Source organism: Acidimicrobium ferrooxidans DSM 10331 (genome assembly GCF_000023265.1).
GTDB classification, from domain to species: domain Bacteria; phylum Actinomycetota; class Acidimicrobiia; order Acidimicrobiales; family Acidimicrobiaceae; genus Acidimicrobium; species Acidimicrobium ferrooxidans.
In genome coordinates this window covers 483,415-503,383 of sequence record NC_013124.1, presented here as the reverse complement: position 1 = coordinate 503,383, position 19,969 = coordinate 483,415, and the positions used below count along the sequence as shown (strand labels likewise).

Below are 19,969 nucleotides of genomic sequence, written 5' to 3'. Positions count from 1 at the left end.
CGACCGACCAGCTCACGCCGTCATCGGGAGGGTGATGGCCCAGCCCGCGAGCGCGCTGAGCGCGAACAGGGCGATCCCGGGTGCCGGGCCACCGACGCTGGTCAGCAGCACGAACGCCGCCGGTCCCACGATGCCACCGAGGCGACCTGCGGTCTGTGCGACGCCCTGGCGCGTCGCGAGCGCCATCGGCTCGTCCTCGAGACAGGCCCCCATCACCGTCGTCTTGTCGGGGCCCATGGAGCCTGCCGCAAGACCAACCGCGAGCAGGATCACGGTCACGACGAGAGGAGCGCCCAGGGCGAAGGCGACCGCGACGAGCCCGAGGGCGAGCGCTCGGCCGAGGAACCCAGCCAACTGGAGACGCCGCCGCCCGAGCCAACCCACCAGCCAGATCGTCGTCAGCGACGCAGGGATGGTCACGGCTTTCACGACGAGCGCCGTCGCATCGGCGCTCCGCAGCGACACCACGCCGAGGCTGGCGACGACGATGGGGAGCAGCACGTTGATGCCCTGGTCAGAGATCTGATAGAGGAACCACGCCCCCGCGGCCTCGAGCTCTCGCACCGAACGGAGGGCTGCGAGGCTCGCGCGGAGCGAGAGGTGCCCATCCGTCGTCCGGGTCTCCGGGAGCCGACGTCGGGCCGCAACGAGCGGAAGGGCGCCGAGCGCACCGACGCCGAGGACGATGCGCGCACCCAACGTGGTGCCACCTGCGACGGCGCCGACGCCGTAGGCAAGAAGCATGCCCCAGTTGGCCGCCCAGAGCGTGGTCGCCATCCAACGCGTGCTCATCGCGGCGCTCGTGAGCTCGCGCTGGTAGACGAAGACGATCGTGTAGCTCGCCCCGACGGCGACCCCACCGACGAAGCGCGCAGCGAGGAGGACACCCGCCCCAGGTGCGAACGCAGCGGCGAGACTCGCGAGCGCGAGCAGCGCGACGTCGACGACGAGCAGGCGACGACGCCCGCAGCGATCGGCGAGGAACCCGGCCACGAGGCCACCCACCACCATCCCCGCAGCCGATGCCGAGGCGATGAGCGCCACCTCGGAGCTCGAGAGGTGCCAGCTGCGTCGCAGCGGACCGAGGGCGACCCCGATCGCTGCCTGATCGTACGCACCGACCAGGATGCTCGCCCCAGCGAGCGCTGCGAGCGAGCGCGTCGACTGGAGCGAGAACCTCACTGGGCGCCTTGGAGCGCCCGCTCCGCGAACGCCGCCCCGATGAGTCCGGCGTCGTCGCCGAGCGCGGCCGGGACGATGGAGAGATCCTCGAGGAACGCCGGGCCGGCGCGGTGGAACGCCTGCGTGGCGAGCTCGAGGACCAGCGGATCCGACAGGCCGAGCCCGCCCCCGATGACGATGCGATCGGGCACGAGGAGCCAGGCGAGGTTGGCGAGCGTGACCCCGAGCGCCTCCATCGTGCGGGTGAGCGCGAGGCGCGCGACACCCTCCTGGTGCGCGCGGCGCACGACCTCGGGGTTGGCGAGCTCGAGCCCGAGCTGGCGGGCGGTACGAGCGAGCGCGGTCCCCGAACCGACGTGCTCGGCGCGATCGACGTCTTCGAGGCCGAGACGGATCTGACCGGCCTCCATGCCCGTGAAGCGCCCGACGTAGAGCGTGCCGCGGTGGACGAGACCCGCACCGATCCCGGTCGAGACGGTCACGTACACGACCGTTCGAGCGCCGCGCCCGGCTCCCGCCCACGCCTCACCGATGGCGGCCGCATCGGCGTCGTTGACGAGGACGACGCGCTTGGCGAGCGCATCGGCGATCCGGCTCGCGACGATGGTGCGCCGCACGGCGTCATCGAGGTTCCCGCAGAAGACGACCGTGCCCGCGTCACGGTCGACGACGCCAGGGGCCGCGAACACGAGCGTTGCGACCCCGCCACCGTCGACCTGGTCGACGAGCCGACCGAGGCCGTCCACGACGTCGGTGATCGACGCCGTCGGGATCTCGGCCCGAGCGAGCAGCACGCCCTCGCTGCTCACCTTGGCCATGCGAAAGTTCGTCCCGCCGAGATCGACCGCGAGGATCTCGTCACTCATCGTCGGACCCCCATCTCGCCACCTGCGCCGTCATCGATACCACCCATGCACGTCGGCGACGAGGCGATCGGCCTCGCGCGGTCCATCACTGCCGACGACGTAGGTCGACTCGGCCGGCGCCTCGAGCACGGGATCGACGATCCGCCATCCAGCCTCCACCGACTCCTGGGTCGCAAAGCGCGTCTGATCGTCGCGCACCACGTCGTCGATGAGCTGGGCGTAGGCGTCGTCGGAGCGCGCCGAGTCGTCCGAGGAGGACACCGTGAGCATCGTCGGTCTCGAGATCAGCCGAGGACCGGGCACCTTCGACTGCATCAAGAGCTCGATGCGCCCGTCGGGCTTGAAGTGGAAGATGAACGCGTTCGGCTCGGGCTGGTGCTGCTCCCCTTCCCCGGTGCCGAAGATCAGCGTCGGCGGGCGCCGGAACTCAACGACCGCCTCGGTGCGGGTCTCGCGCAACCCCTTGCCCGCACGCACGAACACCGGCACCCCTGCCCAGCGCCAGGAGTTCACCTCGAGGCGGATTGCCGCGTACGTGGGCGTGGACGAGTCGTCGGCCACCCCGGCCTCGAGCCGATAGCCACGGTACTGGGCAAGCACCGCGTCGTCGGGCCGGATCGGACGGATGGCCTGGAGCACCTTCGTGCGCTGGTCGGTGAGGTCGCGCCCGCTCATCGCGAGCGGGGGCTCCATGAGCAGCAGCGTGAGCAGCTGGAGCAGATGGTTCTGCACGACGTCGCGCACCACGCCGACGCCGTCGTAGAAGGCGCCGCGCCCCTCGACGCCGAACGCCTCGAGCATGTTGAGCTCGATCCGCGAGACGTAGTTCCGATTCCACAGCGGCTCGAGGATCGAGTTCGCGAAGCGGAACACCAAGAGGTTCTGCACCGCCTCCTTGCCGAGGAAGTGGTCGATGCGGAAGATCTGCTCGGGTCGGAAGTGGCTTGCGAGCACCTTCGACAGGCGCTGGGCGTCGGCGAGGTTACGGCCGAACGGCTTCTCGACCATGATCCGAGCGTGCTCGTCGAAGCCGGCGCGCGCGAGCTGTTCGATCACGACCTCGAAGAGCGAGGGAGGGATGGCCAAGTAGACGATAGGACGCTCGTCGGGCGAGACCCGAGCGGCCAGTGCGTCGAAGAGGTTCGGGTCGTGGTAGTCGCCCGAGAGGTAGCTGATGGTCTTCGCGAAGGTCTCGGCCTCCTCGCGGGAGCAGCGCTTGTCCTTGGTGAGGATCTCCACCACGTGCGCACGGAAGCTCTCGTCGTCGAAACGACTACCCGCGACGCCGATGATGTCCAACTGGTAGTCTGCATGGCGCTCTCGCACCGACATGAGCGCCGGCAACAGCATGCGGCGAGCCAAGTCGCCGGTCGCCCCGAAGAGCACGAACGGAATCCTCTGCGTCATCGGCCAGTCCTTCCCGTTGCTCGACCATCTCCAGAACTGAGGCTAGGCCCCCTGGCGCTCACGCTCACCGTCGCGACGGGCCTCGCGAGCACGCTCGAGCGCGTGGGCGGCGTGCAACATGGCGACGTGCGTGAACGCTTGGGCGAAGTTGCCGAGCATGCGTCGCTCCGTCGGCTCGTACTCCTCCGAGAAGATGCCGAGCGCATTGGCCGCCCGGCTCGCACGCTCGAAGTAGACCTCGGCCTCGTCGACTTCGCCCTGGAGGGCGAGGTTCTGCACCAGCCAGAAGGTGCAGGGCAGAAAGGCACCCTCGGGCTCGCCGATGCCATCGACACCGGCGGTCGGCTCGTAGCGCTGGACGAACCCGCCCTTCGTGAGGGATCGGGCGATGGTCTTGGCCGTGCGCCGAGCCCGCGGATCGTCGGGGTCGATGAACCCGACGAGTGGGGCGAGCAGCACGGCCGCGTCCAGCCGCGTCGACCCGAAGGCCTGGGTGAACGCACCGACCGACTCGTTCCACCCTTCCTCGAGCACGGCGGCGTGCACCTGAGCGCGGGCCGCGTGCCAGGCCGAGGGCGCCTCGACGCCCATCGCCTCGGCGACCTTGACGCCCCGATCGATCGCCACCCAGGCCATGATCTTCGAGTGGGTGAAGTGCTGGCGCTCGCCCCGGATCTCCCAGATCCCGTCGTCGGGCTCACGCCAGGAGGACACGACGAAGTCCGTCAGGTAGCGCTGGATCTCCCATGCGTTCTCGTCGGGACGGATGCCAGCTCGCACCATCCGCCACAACACGTCGGCAACCTCGCCGTAGACGTCCATCTGGAACTGACCCGCGGCGCCGTTGCCCACCCTCACCGGCCGCGACCCCTCGTAGCCGGGCAGCCACTCGAGTTCGAGCTCGGGGATCCTGCGCTCACCCCCAACCCCGTAGAGGATCTGGATCTGACGCGCGTCCCCCGCGATGGCGCGCAACAGCCAACCCCGCCACGCGCGGGCCTCGTCGAGCATGCCGCGCGCGAGGAACGCCTCCACGGCGAACGCGGCGTCACGCAGCCAGCAGAAGCGATAGTCCCAGTTGCGCGAACCACCGGGGTCCTCGGGGAGCGAGGTGGTGAGCGCGGCCACCATGCCACCCGTCGGGGCGTAGGTGAGTGCTTTCAAGGTGATCAGGCTCCGTCGCGCAAGGGGCTCGTAGCGACCGAAGCGCACCTGGGAAGTGGCGACCCAGCGCCGCCACCACTCGACGACGCCGGCCAACTCGAGCTGGGGGTCGATCCGCCTGGGCGGGGGGAGGACGGAGTCGTGGAAACTGAGCACGAACGGGACCCGCTCGCCCTCGTGCACCACGAACGAACCGACCGTGCGCTGATTGCGACCCTCGAGCTCGACCGGGGTCTCGAGCAGGGCCGCGATCGGCCCCACGACGAACGAGTGGCCACGCGCGACGCGCCGCACCCACGGAATGGAGCGCCCGTAGTCGAAGCGCAGCGTCAGGGTCACCTCCATCGAAACCTCGCCCGAGATCCCCTCGACGATGCGCACGAGCCGTGCATGGCGCTCTCGGATCGGCATGAAGTCGATGACCTTGGCACGACCAGTCCGGGTCGCAAAGGTCGTCTCGAGGACCAGCGTGTCCTCGACGTAGGTCTGCGTCGACTCGAACGGGCCCGACGGAGCGATGCGAAACGTGCCGTTCGACTCGTCGCCGAGGAGCGACGCGAAGCACGCATCGGCGTCGAAGCGAGGCACGCACAGCCACGCCACGCTGCCCTCCGCACCGATCATCGCGCCGGTGTGCAGATCGCCGACGAAGCCGTACTGTTCGAGTGGAAGTGCCACGCCTACCATCCAATCACACGAGCGCTGCCCTGCCCACCTCGTCGTGCGCTCGCCGGTAGGGTGACTCCCATGGTCGAACGCAGCGCGCCGCCCGGTCGCGCGCTCGCTCGATGGCTCGCGCTCGCCACCCCCTATCGCGTCGCGAACTTCCTCGTCCCCATCGCGATCACCTACGTCGTCGGTGCGCGCCTTGGCTACGCCACCGCGAGCGGCCTCGCGGCACTCGTCCCCCTCGGCGAGGTCGGCGCGCTCGCCCTGCTCGCCGTCCCCTTCGTCGCTGCCGCGTCGCTCCCCAGCCGCCTCGGCCTCATGACCTGCGCCGCCGCGCTGCTCGCTGCCGTCACCGTCGGTGCCCCACTCGCCCTCGGTGCCGTCGGCGCGTTCGGCGTCGGTGCCGCAGCGACCCTCGTCACGGGCGAGCTGCGCCGCAACCTCACCGATCGCCTCGATCCTTCCGACCGCGGGCGCGCCTTCGCCATCGACTCGGTGGCCCAGGAGCTCACGTGGCTCGGGGCGCCCCTCGTCGCCAGCGTCCTCGTCGTCGTCGGCCTCCGTCCGCTCCTCCTCGACCTCGTCGCACTCGCCGGCCTTGTCGCCACCGTCGGGGCACTTCGCTACCGCACGAGGCCGCACATCGACCAGCGAGCCCTCCCCCACCGGCTCCGCCGTGGCACCTGGCTCTGGGTGCTCTCGGCGCTCGAGGGCGTGCTCGAGGGGGGTGCGGTCCTGCTCGCGGTCCCTCTCGCCGTGCACTGGCTCCGATCGAGCCCGCTCGGCGGTGTCGCACTCACAGCGATGAGCGTCGGCTCGGTCGCGAGCGGGGTCGTCTACACGCGCATCTGGAGCCATCGGCCCGCACGTGTGAGCACCCTCGCAGCGCTCGTGCTCGGTCTTGGAGCGGCCCTGGCTGCCTGGGGGCTCTCGGCGCCTGCCGCGTGGCTCTGGCTCGCGACCAGTGTCGCCGCAGGCATCGCCATCGCGCCGATCAACGCGCTCCGCGTCGGACTCGTCCCCACCATGTTCGCGCCCAACGAACTCACGAGCGCCTTCTCCGTCCTCTATGCGAGCTACTCGATCGGGTGGACCGCGGCGGGTCTCGCGGCAGCGCTCCTCCTCCCGCGCCTCGGCGCGCGGGAGCTGACCTGGCTCTTCGCCGGGGTCGGCGTCGCACTCGCGACCCTCGTCTGGCTCACGAATCGTCGCAGCCCAGCTGCTCCTGGTCCCTCACCCAGCCCGACGCCCTGACCATCGCGCAACTTCTGCCGGCACCTGCGCGCCGAGGTACCCGAGCCATGGCGGGCCCCCCGCGCGCCGACGAACGACGCAGGGCGACCTGACCGCACGCACACGAGGTCCACGGCCCACCCGCGCGGGCCCGATGGCTCGTCACTCGCCGTGGCGCTCCCCCGCCACAGGCTCATCGCTCGACCGCTCGTCGAAGGCGGGATCCGCCTCACGACTCAGTCCGAGCCCGGCCAAGAGTTCGGTGAGCGCCGGAGCCGCGGCGAGTGGGGTGTCGGGCCGTGGACGCGCGCCCTCGTGCGTCACGACGGCGGTCGCGACGTGCGTGCCGAGCATCGCTCGGCTCGAGAGGTCGCCACCGCGGACGAGCGCGGCAAGGTAGCCGGCCGCGAACTGATCGCCCGCACCGGTGGTGTCGACGACGTCTGCGATGGTCTCGGGCGCAGGCTGATGGAGCGCCTCGTCCGCGCTGAAGACGACCGCGCCATCGGCGCCGAGCGTGAGTGCGCCCTCGACGCCGCGAGCCTGGAGCTCCTCGACGATGGTCGAGAGGGCCTGGCGACGCACGAGTTGGGCCGCCTCGGCGCCGTTGCCGAGCACGACGTCGACCACGCGACCGAGAGCCCGCACGAGCCGATCGCGGTGACGGTCGACGAGCAGTTGGTCACCGAGCGAGAGGGCGATCCGACCGCCGAGACGCCGGACCACATCGAGGCGCTCGAAGAGTCCGTCGCCGGCCGCATCGAGCAGGTAGCCCTCGACGAAGCACCAGCGGGCCTCGGCGAGCAGGGGCAGAGGGAGCTCGTCGACATCGAGCGAGCTCGCGACCCCGAGCGAGGTCACCATGGTGCGCTCTCCCCCCTCGTCGACCATGATCAACGAGCGTGCGGTCCGCGAGCCCGGTGGCGCCGGCACGAGCACGACCTCGACGCCGGCCTCGGCGACCTCGCTTGCCCACCGCTCCCCGAGGTCGTCGTCGCCCACCTGGGTCACCATGGCGGTGTCGACCCCGAGCGAAGCGAGCCCGACGGCCGTGTTCGCGGCCGATCCCCCACCTCGGATCTCGACCTCACCACCGACCGCCTCGATCAGGCGATCGAGGTCCTCGGCCTCGGCAAGCGTCATCGTCCCGCGTGCAAGGCCGAGACGATCGATCTCCCGAGCGCGCACCCGCACCCCGAGATCCACGATCGCCGACCCCAGCGCTACCACGTCTCGTCTGGCCACACGGCGAGCCTACCGGTGGCATCGTGTCTCACAGGGACCTGGGCCGAGCTAGCGTGGCACCCGTGACAGAGCACAACCCGTACCGGCTTTCGCGGGTCTGGACCCCTCGACACTACGACCTCACGCTCCAGGTCGACCCGGACGTCGACCCCTACACGGGTCACGTGCGCATCGACGGTGACGTCCACGAGCCCACCGCGGTGCTCGAGGTGCACGCGGTCGATCTGGCGATCTCGTCGGCGATCGCCACGTTCGCCGGGACGCGCGTCACCCTCACACCCCGCCCGCGCAGCGAGCACGGCGTGGTCGAGCTCCACGCGGATGCGCCCATGCCAGCCGGCCCCTTCGCGCTCGATCTCGACTTCTCGGGTGCGCTGCGTCGGGACCTCGACGGACTGTACCTGTCGACCTATCGCGACGCAGACGGCACGACGCATCGCATCGCGACGACGCAGTTCGAATCCACCGGTGCGCGCAAGGCCTTCCCTTGCTTCGACGAGCCCGACGCCAAGGCCACCTTCGCCGTCACGCTCGAGATCCCGAGCCACCTCGAGGCCTACTCGAACTATCCCGTCACCGAGCGCACGACGATCGCACCCGGCACCGACCGGTGGCGTTTTGCGCCCACGATGACGATGTCCACCTACCTGCTCGCCATGGTCATCGGCCGCTTCGTCGCGACCGAGCCGGTCTTCCACCGCGACGTCCCCATCCGGGTCGTGCACGTGCCCGGTAAGGAGCAGCTCACGGCCTTTGCTCTCGAGGTCGCCCAGCACGCCCTCGCCTTCTTCGAGGACTACTTCGCGATCGCCTACCCCGCCCCCAAGGTCGACCTGCTCGCGATCCCCGACTTCGCGGCCGGCGCGATGGAGAACCTGGGCGCGATCACCTTCCGCGAGACCGCCCTCCTCGTCGACCGCGACAACGCCGCGCAGGTGGATCTCGAGCGCGTCGCCGACGTCGTCTGCCACGAGCTCGCCCACATGTGGTTCGGCGATCTCGTCACGATGCGCTGGTGGAACGGCATCTGGCTGAACGAGGCCTTCGCCACCTTCATGGAGGTCACCGCCGTCGACGCCTTCCGCCCCGAGTGGCGCCGGTGGGAGGCCTTTGCCATCGGTCGGCTCGCGGCCATGGGCATCGACGCCCTTCCCTCGACCCGCCCCATCGAGTACACGGTGCGCGCACCCGAGGACGCCGAGGACATGTTCGACCTTCTCACCTACGAGAAGGGGGCGTCCATCTTGCGCATGGCCTCCGAGCACCTCGGACCCGAGGTCTTCCGCGACGGCGTGCGTCGCTACCTGCGGGCCCACGCCTACGGCAACGCCGAGACCCAGGATCTCTGGGCTGCCCTTGGCGAGGCGAGCGGTACCGACGTCGGCGCCATGATGGACACCTGGGTGTTCCAGGGCGGCCATCCGCTCGTCAGCGTCGATCCGCTCCCCGATGGCGTCCGGCTCGCCCAGACGCCGTTCCGGCTCCTCGCGGCCGACGACGATCCGATCGGCGCCATCGGATCACTGTGGCACGTGCCGATCGCACTGCGCTCGCTCGTCGATGGCGAGCGGCGGGTGCTGCTCGACCAGCCCGAGATGTCGGCCGAGGTCGGTCCCGCGCCGGTCGTGGTCAACGCCCACGGCGAGGGCGTCTTTCGGGCCCGCTACGCCCAACAGCTCCTCGCCCAGCTGGCCGAGTCGTTCGGCCAGCTCGAGACGCTCGAGCGCTTCAACCTCATCGCCGATGCATGGGCGCTCACCCAGTCGGGCGCCGCGCCACTCGAGGACTTCCTCGGTCTCGCCGAGCGCCTCCGCGACGAGCGCGACCCGAACATCCTCGGGATCGGCCAAGCCGCACTCGGCCTGCTGGAGCGCATCGCCGAACCGAGCGAGATCACCCACGTCCGTGCCCTCGCGGCCTCGGTGTTCGGACCGGTCCTCGACTACTTCGGCACCGAGGCCCGCCCGACGGACACCCCGCAGGATCGCACCGCGCGTGCCATCGCCTACGACGTGCTCGGCGACATCGCCGAGGATCCCGACGTGCGCCAGCACGCCAGAGAACGCTTCCGTGAGGAGATGAGCGGCATCGGCGGGCCGAGCGCCGATCTCGTCGCGGCCGTCCTCGGCGTCGTCGCGCGCTTCGGTGATGAGTCGGACTTTGCCTTCATGCTCGATCGCTATCGGCACCCGCGCAACCCCCAGGACGAGCAGCGTCACCTGTTCGCCCTCGCGGAGTTCCGCCAACCAGCGCTCGGGCGGCGCGTGCTGGATCTGGCCATGAGCGAAGTGCGAACCCAGGACGCACCCTTCCTCATCAACCGAGTGATCGCGAACCCAGCGCTCCAGAACCAGGCGATCGACTTCTTGTTCGCTCGCTTCGATGAGATGCTCGCCCGATTCCCGCTCAACACGATCGATCGCATGCTCCAGAGCATCGCGCTCGTCATCGGACCGACCACCTACCAGCGCGCCGGCGAGATCGTACGCTTCCTCGAGGAGCACCCGATCCCGGCGGGCAAGCGCGTGCTCGCCCAGACCCTGGAGCGCTACCAGGTCAACCTGCGCCTGCGCGCCCGCTACGCAGGACGGCTCACCAGCCAACTCGCCTGAGCCCGCCGTGCGAGCTCGCGCACGAGGCCCCTCGGCATCGCCTCCCGGCGGCCACGACCACGGCCGCCGCGATGGCACCCGCGATCCAGCCGGCGCCCCCGAGGGCGCCGCCGGCCGCCAGCGTCACGAGCGCGACGACGATCCAGCGAAGCTGCACGCCGACCAGCCTAGGCGAGACGGGCCGGCTGCTCTCGCCGACCTACTCCCGGGCTTCTTCCCCGCCGACGAGCTCCGTGCGCTCATCGAGGCTGCGCGAGTCGCCCCGCGAGCGGGCGGATGGCTCGTCGAGCTCGGTTCCTACTGCGGTCGCTCGACCGTGCGGCTCGGCTCGGTCGCACGCGAACGAGGCCTCCGCCTCCTCGCCGTCGACCACCACCGGGGCTCCATCGAGATGCGCCCACCGTTCCCCTGGGCCGACCCGCGTCTCCTCGACGGCGACCTCGGTAGCCCCGACTCGCTCGGGACGCTGCGCGACGCCCTGGCGCTCGCTGACCTCGAGCGTCACGTCACCCTCTGGGTGGGCGATGGGCGTGGCCTCATCGACCTCGTGCGCCCGGTGGCAGGATTCGTCCTCGTCGACGGCGGTCACGACGCGCGGAGCTGCCATCTCGATCTCGAGCTCGCCCGCCGCTTCCTCGTACCGGGCGGGCTGCTCGCCGTCCACGACGTCTTCGAGGACCCGGCCGACGGGGGCCAGGCACCGTGGCGCATGCTCACCGCCGCCCTCCACCTCGGCTTCGACCTCGTCGAGCGCACCGGCTCGCTCGCCATCGCGAGGCGCGCTACGAGGCCGCGACGAGGGCCTCGATGAGGCCGGCGCGCGGCGGGGCACGAAGCACGTGGTGCGCGAGCACCACCGCGGCTGCCGAGTAGGTCGAGCACTCCCCGGTCGGGAAGGAGTGTCCCTCCGGCACGACGATACCGGTGCGGTAGGAGCCGTCGGGTTCGCGGAGGGACTCGACGGACGCGAGGAGCGCTCGGGCATCTGCGATGCGACCGAGTCGCCAGGCCGCCATCGCCGCCTCGGCGGTCTCGGCCGTCGTCACCCACGGAGCCGACAGCACGCAGCGCAGCTGGCCGGTCGACTCGCGCGCCCGCTCGAAGAGTCCATCGAGCCGATCTTCGGCCGCATCGAGCTCGAGGACGCCCGCGAGCACGGGGTAGTACCAGTCCATCGACCACTCGAAGCGGTCGAGGAACCCCTCGTCCTTGGCGATCGCGAGCGCGAGACGCGAGCGCGCTTCCTCGATCGGCCCAGCCTCGAGCACCCCGAGTTCGTTCGCGGCCCAGGCGGCGCCATCGAGCGCGATCACCATCGCGGCCGAACCGGCACGCAAGGAGCCCTCGAGGGGACGACGCCCGGGGTCGAGGGCCCAGGGGAACCTCCCGTCGCCGAGCTGGTGGCCGAGGACGAGCTCGAGGGTGCGCCGGTACCACGCGAGGTGCGCCCGTGCGGTCGCGACCGAGCCCCCTGCCGCGACCCACGCGACGATCGCGACGATCGGGTAGGCACACACGTTCAGGTCGATCCGAGGCTCCTCGACGCCGCTCGCGAGGTAGTACTGACAGAAGGCACCGTCTCGCGCGACCACGCCCGCCAGCCAGTCCAGACCCCGCTCGGCGGCGGCGAGTTCCCCACCGAGCGCGAGTGCGGCGACCGCCTCGGCGTGGTTCCACGGATCGCCATGGCGACGCGGGGCCCAGGGGATCATCCCCGAGGGCAACTGGACCCTCGCGATGGCCGCCGCGGTGCGACGCAGCTCGCTCCGGCTCAGCACGGTGCGGCCTCGGCATAGAGGACGAGCGACTTCCCGAGGACGGGGTCGAGCAGCGTCTCGAGGCGCGCGAGCAGCGGAGCCTCGCCGACGGCCGCCTTGACGAGACGCCACCCCAGCCACTCGATGCGCGGATCTTGACCCGAGCGCTCCACGCCGAGCAGGCACCGAGCCCACCAGTACGGCGCGTGCAGGGCGTGACGGCGATGGCGCGCGACCACGCGGAAACCCTCGGCCTCGAGGAGGCGCCGGATCCCTGCGAGCGTCCAGATGCGCACGTGGCCGCCGGGAACGGCGTGGTACTCGAGCGACAGCGCCCAACAGACGGCCTCCGGCCACGCCGAGGGCACGCTCACGACCAGCTGGCCCCCGGGTGCGAGCACACGCCGCGCTTCGCGCACCACCTGAGCCGGGTGCGCGACGTGCTCGAGGACCTCGGCACAGAGCACCACGTCGAACGAGCCGTCCGCAAAGGGCAGAGCCGCACCGTCGAGGCGGACCCAGTCGACCCCCTCACGATCGGTCGGTTCGACGACGAGGTCGCCGGCGACGACGAGGGCCCCGTGGTCGCGGAGCCATGCCGCATGGCGACCGCCACCCGCACCGAGGTCGAGCACGCGACGACCCTCGAGCGGTGCGAGGTGCTCCGGCCGAAAGGTGATCACGCCTCCAACACCTCGCGGTAGACCTGCTCGGTGCGCCGAGCCGCCTCGTCCCACGAGTAGCGCGCGAGCACCCGGCTCCGCGCGCTCGCGGCGCGCTCGCGGGCGCCGGCGGGGTCGGCGAGCTGTGCGGCGATCGCCTGGGCCAACGCGACCGGATCGCCCGGGGGCACCTGGGGCGCCAGCCCGCCGACGACCTCCGCGAGCGCCCCACCGGTCGTCGCGACGAGCGGCACCCCGCAGGCCATCGCCTCGACGGCGGGCAAGGAGAAGCCCTCGTACATCGACGGCACGACCGCGACCGCAGCGCTCGCGTACACCTCCACCATCCGCTCGCGGCTCACCGCACCGACGAGGTGCACGCGCTCACCGAGGCCCAGCTGACCGATGAGCGCCTCGATGGGGGAGCCCTCCCGGCGCGGGCCCATCACGACGAGCTCGACGTCGCTCGGCAGGCGCGCGAGCGCGAGCAGCAGCACCCCGAGACCCTTGAGCGGCACATCCGCGCTCGCCGTGGTCGCGAGCAACGTGGCGGTGCGCTGCACCCCTTCGAGGGGTCGGAAGACCTCCGCGTCCACGCCGATCGGCACGACCCGGAGGCGCGAGCGCGCCACCCCGAGCTCGCGGCTGATGTCACGAGCCGAGGCGGACGAGACGGTGAGCACGCGCGGCATCACCCGCGCCGTGCGCACCTGCATCGGCACGAAGCCGAAGAAGCGGCGCAGGCCGATGCGCTCTTTGACCGATCCAGCGGCCGCGAGGGCGAGCTGGCGATCCACGGTGATGGGATGGTGGATCGCGGCCACCACCGGGACGCCGTCGCGCACGAGCTCGGCGTGCGCTGGCGTCAGCGACTGGTTGTCGTGCACGAGGTCGAACCGATGACCCTCACGCCGCCACCAGGCGCGAAAGCGCAGGCCGAACGCGCGGGGATCGGGGAAGGCGCCGGTCGCCAAGAGCGCGACCTCTGCCAGGTCGTAGGCGTCGGTGAGTTCGTCGAGTCGGGGCCGGCGAAACGGATCCGGCTGGCGCAGCAGATCGAGGCCGCCGAGGGGCTCGAGGCGGATCGACTCGGCGAGCGCGGGATACGGTGGACCCGACACGACGGTGACGCTGTGGCCCCGCGCGACGAGACGGCGCGCGAGTTCGGCCGTGTAGACGCCTTGGCCTCCGGAGGTGGGGTTCCCTCGATACACCGTGAGGGCGATACGAAGACGATCCTCAGCCACGAGAGCTGGCGCCCCGACTCGCTCGCACGGCCGAAGGACCGCACCAGGCCTGGTGGTTGTGCACGGACGTAGCCTACCGTCCGGTAACCCCCGGGCCCGGGCAGGCGACCCTAGGCGGCAGAGCCAGCCGTCGACGAACTCGACGAGGACGACTCAGCGCCCGTGGTCGACGTCGACGTGGACGAGGTCGACGCGGGAGCGCTCGCGGCATCGCTCCCACCGGAGCCGTGGCTGCGACCGACCGACCCGGACGAGCTCGCACGCGAATCGGTCTTGTAGAAGCCAGAACCCTTGAAAACGATCCCAATGGAGCCGAACACCTTGCGCAGCTCGCCGCCGCACCGCGGGCACTCGCTGAGCGGCTCGTCCTGGAACGACTGGACGACCTCCAGGTGCTCGCCGCACTGCTTGCAGGCATACTCGTAGGTCGGCATCGGTGTCCTCCTCGACCTCGGTCGAACGACTCATCGCACCACGATCGCAACTCGCGCACACGGCGCGCACGTTGGTACCTTCCATCGTAGGCCCCAACCTGGCCCTTCTCGTCGCCTAGACTCCGCTCTGTTGGCCAGGCGCCAGACGATGGATGGAGGCGGTCGTGCTCACCAAGGTGGTCATTCCAGCCGCTGGGCTCGGCACACGGTTCCTCCCTGCAACCAAGGCCCAACCGAAGGAGATGCTGCCGGTCGTCGACCAGCCGGCCATCCAGTACGTCGTCGAGGAGGCCGTGACGCACGGCCTCACCAACATCCTCGTCGTCACCGGGCGCGGCAAGCGATCGATCGAGGACCACTTCGACCGCGCCGTCGAGCTGGAGCTCCTCCTCGCCAGGCAAGAGAAGTTCGCCGAACTGGCGCTGGTCGAGCACATCTCCCATCTCGGCCAGATCCACTACCTCCGCCAGGGCGAACCGCGTGGCCTCGGCCACGCGGTGAGCGTCGCCGCCCAGCACGTGGGCCGAGACCCCTTCGTCGTCATGCTCGCCGATGACATCATGGGACCCGCCTCGCCGCTCCTGGCCGACATGCTCGCCCTCCACGAGCGCACCGGCGCCTCGGTGCTCTCGCTCATGGAGGTCCCGCCCGAGCGCATCAGGCTCTACGGCGCCGCCGGTGTCGTCGACGAGGACGGTGTCGACTACGTCCGCAGCGTCGTCGAGAAGCCCGATGCCTCCGAGGCGCCGTCGAATCTCGCCATCACCGGCCGCTACATCTTCACGCCGGCGATCTTCGACGCCCTCGCCGAGACCCCGCCCGGCAAGGGAGGCGAGATCCAGCTCACGGATGCCATCGCACGGCTGATCGAGCACGAGCCGGTCGTTGCGGTGCGCTTCGACGGCCGTCACCGCTACGACATCGGCGACAAGCTGGACTACCTCCGGAGCGTCGTCGAGCTCGCCCTTCAACGGCCCGACCTCGGTCCGGCGCTGCGAAGGGTGCTCACCGAGCTCCTCGAGACGACAGAGGAGGACCGTGATCCCACTCGCTGAAGCCCAGGCAGCAGCCCTCGAGCTTGCCGGTGCGAGACCCGTGGTCGAGGTGGGGATCGACGAGGCACTCGGTGCCGTCCTCGCTGCGCCGGTCGTCGTCGCCGATCCGCTCCCTCCGTTCGACAACACCGGCATGGACGGCTTCGCTGTCCGTAGCGTCGACACGCAAGCGGCCAGCCGCGCCACGCCGGTGACCTTGTCGATCGTGGCTACCATCGCCGCCGGCCACGACCCGAACGACGTCGTCGTCACCGCGGGCACCGCCGCACGCATCATGACCGGTGCCCCGATCCCAAAGGGCGCAGATGCGATCGCGATCGTCGAGGACGTCATCGTCGACGGCTCTGAGGTCCACCTCACCGCTCCGATCGCGGCCGGCACGCACGTCCGTCGACGCGGCTCCGACGCCGCTGCCGGCGAGCGAGTCCTCGCCGAGGGCACGCCCGTCACGCCAGCGGTCAGAGGCCTGCTCGCGTCCCTCGGCGTCCGCAAGGTCTTCGTCCACCGTCGGCCGCGGGTCGCGGTGTTCTCGACCGGGGACGAGCTCACCGACCTCGACCCGCTTCCCCCCGGCAAGATCCACGACTCGAACCGCCCCGCGCTCCTCGCCCTCGTCGCAGAGGCCGGAGGCATTCCCAGCGATCTCGGCGCGATCCCCGATGATCCAGCGCTCCTCGGCCGCGCCTTCGACGAGGCGGCTGCGAGCGCCGATCTCATCCTGACGAGCGGCGGGGTGAGCGTCGGTGACTTCGACTACACCAAGCAGGTGCTCGCGGAGCGGGGAACCATGCGCTGGATGCAGGTCGCGATCAAGCCCGCCAAGCCGCTCGCCATCGGGCGCATGGGCCAGACACCCGTCATCGGCCTGCCCGGCAACCCGGTGTCGTCGATCGTCAGCTTCGAGTTGTTCGCACGCCCGCTCATCCGCAAGATGCTCGGTGCTCGGACCTGGCATCGCCCGGTCCTCACCGCGAGGGCACTCGAACCCATCACCCGCCACCCCGACGGCAAGCTGCACCTCGTCCGCGCGCGGGCCCACGTTCGCAGCGGCGAGCTCGTCGTCGAGCCCTACCGCCTTCAGGGCTCCCACGTGCTCTCAGGGCTCGCGGGCGCCAACGTGCTCGCCCTGGTCCCCGACGGCGACGGTGTCGCGGCCGGGGAGCCGGTGCGCGTGCTCGTGATCGGCGAGCTCGACGGCCCGGCCGGCGTCTCGATCGTCGACGCGCTCGAGGCATGACGCCGCAACTGCTCGCCGATCCCGCTGGCTTGGCCGCCGAGCGCCTCGCACGCCGAGGCGTCCTCGCGACCATTCGCCAGTTCGCGACCGGGACCCACCTCGCCTCCGATGCAGCCGCAGCCGCCGGCACGCACCCGGACAAGATCGCCAAGACCGTCGTGTTCCGCGGAGACCTTGGCCCGGTGCTCGCCGTCGTCGCGGGCGATCGCAGAGTGCATCGACGCTCGCTCGAGCGCGCGGCCCGCCAGCGCATCGAGCCCGCACCGGGGACCTACCTCATCGAGGCGCTCGGCGTCGTGCCCGGGGGCGCGACCCCACTCATCGCGCCGCCGACTGCCTGCGTGGTGGTCGACGCCGAGCTCGCTCGTGCGGGCGTCGTATGGGTGGCCGCGGGCACGCCCGACACCATCGTCGCGATCGACGCAGCGCGCCTCGCCGACCTCGGTGCCGGGACCGTCGCGCCGATCGCCACTCCTCGCCCCGCCCCATGAACGACCGCTTCGTCGTACCGAGTGTCGCTACACTGAGACATCGCTGAGAACTGGAGGTCGTCGTGATCACTGCGCTCGAGCAGCGCCTCGGCTCGCTGAGCGAGGGCTTGCCGAAGCTACCCGCCGGAGCCGTGGCGTGGCTCACCCGTTGGGCGTGGCTGATCAGCCTCGTCGTCGGGATCCTCTTCGCACTCGACGCCGTCCAGCTCGCACGCCTTGCGACCGAGCTCGGCTCGTCGCTCGCGGGCATCTTCTTCGTGAGTACCCACGTTACGAGTGAGCTCTACCTCGCAGCCGCCCTGACGGCGGTCTTCGCCGTACTCTACATCGCGGCCACGGGACCGCTGAAGCGCGGACGCTACCGAGGCTGGCGCCTCATCTTCGTGGGGACGGTCCTCCAGCTCGCCTTCGGCATCGTCATCGCCATCTTCGTCGGGGTCGGCGGTGTGCTCGAGACGCTCATCGAGATCGCCATCGGGTGGTACTTGCTGTTCCAGATCCGGCCGAACTTCGCCGCGCAGGACTGACCCACTCGGCACGACCGCGAGCGCACCTCATCGCCCGCGAGGGTCTCGCACCGACCATCCAGCGCGGCTGGTCCTGTACAACCGGTCCAGCCAACCGGCGAGGCCACCCGACGCCCCGACCAGACGATGCCCGAACAGACGGTGCCCTCTCCGGGACGTGCTCGAGCAGACAGCACCCCCCTGAGTCACCGACGGGTGCGCCGTGACACCTCGGCTCGCACACGACCGTCGACGCCGCGAGATGCGAGCTTCGCCGCGCCACCACCGTGGCCAGACGTCGCACCGATCGCGACAGTACCCGTCGTGCGATGCCGACCTACGACAAGCTGGTCGCGGCCGGCACGGTACTCAGCCGACCGGAGCCTTCTCGCGGAGGATCCCGATGAAGGCCCGCATCCAGCTCGGATGATCCGGCCACGCGCGCGCCGACACCATCTGCCCATCCACCACCGCCGCCGCATCCACGAACTCGGCGTCCGCAGCGCGCACGTCCGGTGCAAGCGCTGGATAAGCAGCCGACCGCCGCCCCTGCAGCACGCCGGCGGCAGCGAGCGCGATCGGCGCGTGGCAGAGCTGCGCGACGGGCTGGTCAGCCTCGAAGAAGTGGCGGACGATCCGGACGAAATCGGGGTCGTTGCGGATGTACTCCGGGGCCCGACCGCCCGGGATGACCAACGCGACATAGGCCGTGGGGTCGACCTCCGCAAAGCTCAGGTCTGCAGGCCACGAGTAGCCCGGCTTCTCCGTGTAGGTATCGAAGCCCTCCTCGAAATCGTGCACCACGAAGCGGAGCTTCTTCTTCGACGGTGCCGCGATATCGACCTCGTAGCCCTCCTCGAGCAGTCGCTGGTAGGGATACAAGACCTCGAGAGACTCCGCAGCGTCGCCGGTCAGGATGAGCACCTTCGGCACGATCAGCCTCCTTCGCTCGACCGTCCCGATGCTAGCTGTCTGGTCTCGTCGATGCGAGGAGCGAAGCTCCTACCGTGCGACCGATGGACGCCAGGCGCGCACCGCCTCGAGCTCGAGCTTCGCGCGATGCTTGGCGGGCACGATCGGGGCGAGCATGCCATAGGGGCCCTCGTTGTAGAGGTGATGCACCGCATGGGCGTGCTTGAGGTACTCGAGGTAGCGCACCTTCGGCATCCGACCGAGGCGCTCGTGGATGTAGCCGTCGTGCACGAACGAGTAGGCGACGCCGTAGAGCGTGATGCCCACCGCGATCGCAACAGCGACAGGGTCATGCCGCCCGAACCAGAACAACGCGATCGTGGGGAGGGCGAACAACAGCGGGAAGGCATCGTTCGCCTCGAACGTCCCTTCCCGGGGCCGATGGTGCGAGGCGTGGATCACCCAGCCCACACCGTGCATGATCCCACGATGGACGAGCGCGGCCACGGGTTCCATTGCGACGAACGCGATCAGCGCGATGAGCACGAGCATGCGCCACCTCCTGCTTCGCCGTCGACAGCCGCCAGAGACGCTCTGTCGACGCCTGAGTACCACCCTAGCGACTCGCGCGACGACCAAACCGGACCCAGAGGGAGATCGTCACGAGCACGAGGGCAAAGCCGTAGACGAAGTCCTCGATCGGGATGGCGTGGCCGAGCCGTATCCCGAGGTAGGTCCCGGATCGGTACTCCACCACCGGCGCGCGGAGTCGGGTGAGGGCTCCGTCGACAGGGATCTGGAACGCAGCGACCACGACCCAGGTGATCCAGAACGACGCGGTTCGCACCACACGCGAGCGCGTGACCCACCAGTCGATGGCGACGGCCACGATCGCGAGCGCCACCGCCTCGAGCGTGTAGCTCACCGCCGGCGCCACCGCGCGACGAGCTCGTGGCGTCGTCGCACGGTCTCGTAGGTGAGGAGGGAACAGATCGGGATCACGACGAAGAACGCGACCTCCTCGATCGGCAGATCACCGATGCGCAGACCGGTCACGTAGCGAGGGTTGTAGTGCCACAGGCGCTGGTACACCTCGACGGCGTCGATCAGGCTGAAGCAGACGGCGACGATGCCGACGCTGAGAGCGAGCCGACGCGGCTGGCGCCACACCCGCGCCCCGAGGACCTCGAGCGGCAGCGTCACCAGTATGCACAGGCCAAGGACCTCGAGGTAGAACCAGTGCCCCACGACGAAGAGCCTACGGGACGAAGTGGACAATGATTCGCGTTG

General features: G+C 70.4%; 20 protein-coding genes. 7 read left to right on the top strand and 13 right to left on the bottom strand.

Going from position 1 to position 19,969, the window contains the following annotated elements; genetic code table 11:
• Nucleotides 1-12 precede the first annotated feature (12 nt).
• Genes AFER_RS02560 through AFER_RS02545 form a run of 4 tightly spaced genes read right to left on the bottom strand, consistent with a single transcriptional unit; the run spans nt 13 to nt 5,306 of the window.
• Nucleotides 13-1,182, bottom strand: a complete 1,170-nt coding sequence (locus tag AFER_RS02560) for an MFS transporter (RefSeq protein ID WP_015797964.1) — start codon at nt 1,180-1,182, stop codon at nt 13-15.
• Nucleotides 1,179-2,048 carry an ROK family protein gene (locus tag AFER_RS02555; RefSeq protein ID WP_015797963.1) on the bottom strand — a complete coding sequence of 290 codons (870 nt, stop codon included), beginning with the start codon at nt 2,046-2,048 and terminating at the stop codon, nt 1,179-1,181. Before AFER_RS02555 ends, AFER_RS02560 begins: the two co-directional genes overlap by 4 nt.
• 30 nt (nt 2,049-2,078) lie before the next feature.
• On the bottom strand, nt 2,079-3,455 hold the full coding sequence (zwf, locus tag AFER_RS02550; protein WP_015797962.1) for a glucose-6-phosphate dehydrogenase: 1,377 nt from the start codon (nt 3,453-3,455) through the stop codon (nt 2,079-2,081).
• 42 nt (nt 3,456-3,497) lie between these two features.
• Complete coding sequence (locus AFER_RS02545) at nt 3,498-5,306, bottom strand: glycoside hydrolase family 15 protein (protein WP_280956802.1); 1,809 nt, start codon at nt 5,304-5,306, stop codon at nt 3,498-3,500.
• Between the two features lie 60 nt (nt 5,307-5,366).
• Between AFER_RS02545 and AFER_RS02540 the strand changes: the two genes are divergently transcribed.
• Nucleotides 5,367-6,542 carry an MFS transporter gene (locus tag AFER_RS02540; RefSeq protein WP_041661633.1) on the top strand — a complete coding sequence of 392 codons (1,176 nt, stop codon included), beginning with the start codon at nt 5,367-5,369 and terminating at the stop codon, nt 6,540-6,542.
• A 141-nt stretch (nt 6,543-6,683) separates the two neighbouring features.
• Here the strand turns inward: AFER_RS02540 and AFER_RS02535 are convergent, their stop codons facing one another.
• Nucleotides 6,684-7,766 (bottom strand): adenosine kinase, encoded by a 1,083-nt coding sequence (locus AFER_RS02535; RefSeq protein WP_015797960.1) that lies wholly within the window; start codon nt 7,764-7,766, stop codon nt 6,684-6,686.
• Nucleotides 7,767-7,828: 62 nt separating this feature from the next.
• On the opposite strand from AFER_RS02535, the gene AFER_RS02530 reads away from it, so the two are divergent.
• Nucleotides 7,829-10,378 (top strand): M1 family metallopeptidase, encoded by a 2,550-nt coding sequence (locus AFER_RS02530; RefSeq protein WP_171788934.1) that lies wholly within the window; start codon nt 7,829-7,831, stop codon nt 10,376-10,378.
• A gap of 7 nt (nt 10,379-10,385) precedes the next feature.
• Nucleotides 10,386-11,189 (top strand): class I SAM-dependent methyltransferase, encoded by an 804-nt coding sequence (locus AFER_RS02525; protein WP_015797958.1) that lies wholly within the window; start codon nt 10,386-10,388, stop codon nt 11,187-11,189.
• Here AFER_RS02525 and AFER_RS02520 read toward each other — a convergent pair.
• From AFER_RS02520 to AFER_RS02505, 4 genes are all read right to left on the bottom strand, one after another.
• Complete coding sequence (locus tag AFER_RS02520; RefSeq protein ID WP_015797957.1) at nt 11,161-12,156, bottom strand: hypothetical protein; 996 nt, start codon at nt 12,154-12,156, stop codon at nt 11,161-11,163. The two genes, AFER_RS02525 and AFER_RS02520, sit on opposite strands and share 29 nt — an antisense overlap.
• Nucleotides 12,150-12,818 carry a class I SAM-dependent methyltransferase gene (locus AFER_RS02515; RefSeq protein ID WP_015797956.1) on the bottom strand — a complete coding sequence of 223 codons (669 nt, stop codon included), beginning with the start codon at nt 12,816-12,818 and terminating at the stop codon, nt 12,150-12,152. The genes AFER_RS02520 and AFER_RS02515 overlap by 7 nt, the downstream gene beginning before the upstream one ends.
• The gene (locus AFER_RS02510; protein ID WP_015797955.1) at nt 12,815-14,044 is read right to left on the bottom strand and encodes a glycosyltransferase family 4 protein; all 1,230 of its coding nucleotides are present in this window, start codon (nt 14,042-14,044) and stop codon (nt 12,815-12,817) included. The genes AFER_RS02515 and AFER_RS02510 overlap by 4 nt, the downstream gene beginning before the upstream one ends.
• A 110-nt stretch (nt 14,045-14,154) precedes the next feature.
• The gene (locus AFER_RS02505) at nt 14,155-14,478 is read right to left on the bottom strand and encodes an FmdB family zinc ribbon protein (protein WP_015797954.1); all 324 of its coding nucleotides are present in this window, start codon (nt 14,476-14,478) and stop codon (nt 14,155-14,157) included.
• Nucleotides 14,479-14,630: 152 nt separating this feature from the next.
• On the opposite strand from AFER_RS02505, the gene galU reads away from it, so the two are divergent.
• The 4 genes from galU to AFER_RS02485 all read left to right on the top strand — a co-directional run bounded on the left by galU (nt 14,631) and on the right by AFER_RS02485 (nt 17,788).
• Entirely contained in the window at nt 14,631-15,533 is a 903-nt protein-coding gene (galU, locus tag AFER_RS02500; protein ID WP_041661631.1) for a UTP--glucose-1-phosphate uridylyltransferase GalU, read from the top strand.
• A complete protein-coding gene (locus tag AFER_RS02495; RefSeq protein WP_015797952.1) occupies nt 15,517-16,770 on the top strand; it encodes a molybdopterin molybdotransferase MoeA in 1,254 nt (417 codons plus the stop codon). The genes galU and AFER_RS02495 overlap by 17 nt, the downstream gene beginning before the upstream one ends.
• Nucleotides 16,767-17,261, top strand: a complete 495-nt coding sequence (locus AFER_RS10785; protein WP_015797951.1) for an aminoacyl-tRNA deacylase — start codon at nt 16,767-16,769, stop codon at nt 17,259-17,261. The genes AFER_RS02495 and AFER_RS10785 overlap by 4 nt, the downstream gene beginning before the upstream one ends.
• A 62-nt stretch (nt 17,262-17,323) precedes the next feature.
• Nucleotides 17,324-17,788 carry a hypothetical protein gene (locus AFER_RS02485; protein ID WP_015797950.1) on the top strand — a complete coding sequence of 155 codons (465 nt, stop codon included), beginning with the start codon at nt 17,324-17,326 and terminating at the stop codon, nt 17,786-17,788.
• A 348-nt stretch (nt 17,789-18,136) separates the two neighbouring features.
• On the opposite strand, the gene AFER_RS02475 is transcribed toward AFER_RS02485, so the two are convergent.
• From AFER_RS02475 to AFER_RS02460, 4 genes are all read right to left on the bottom strand, one after another.
• Nucleotides 18,137-18,700 (bottom strand): DJ-1/PfpI family protein, encoded by a 564-nt coding sequence (locus AFER_RS02475; RefSeq protein ID WP_015797949.1) that lies wholly within the window; start codon nt 18,698-18,700, stop codon nt 18,137-18,139.
• 69 nt (nt 18,701-18,769) lie between these two features.
• Nucleotides 18,770-19,231 (bottom strand): sterol desaturase family protein, encoded by a 462-nt coding sequence (locus AFER_RS10780; RefSeq protein WP_015797948.1) that lies wholly within the window; start codon nt 19,229-19,231, stop codon nt 18,770-18,772.
• A gap of 64 nt (nt 19,232-19,295) precedes the next feature.
• On the bottom strand, nt 19,296-19,604 hold the full coding sequence (locus AFER_RS02465) for a lycopene cyclase domain-containing protein (RefSeq protein ID WP_015797947.1): 309 nt from the start codon (nt 19,602-19,604) through the stop codon (nt 19,296-19,298).
• Nucleotides 19,601-19,927 carry a lycopene cyclase domain-containing protein gene (locus AFER_RS02460; RefSeq protein WP_015797946.1) on the bottom strand — a complete coding sequence of 109 codons (327 nt, stop codon included), beginning with the start codon at nt 19,925-19,927 and terminating at the stop codon, nt 19,601-19,603. Before AFER_RS02460 ends, AFER_RS02465 begins: the two co-directional genes overlap by 4 nt.
• Between the last annotated feature and the right edge of the window lie 42 nt (nt 19,928-19,969).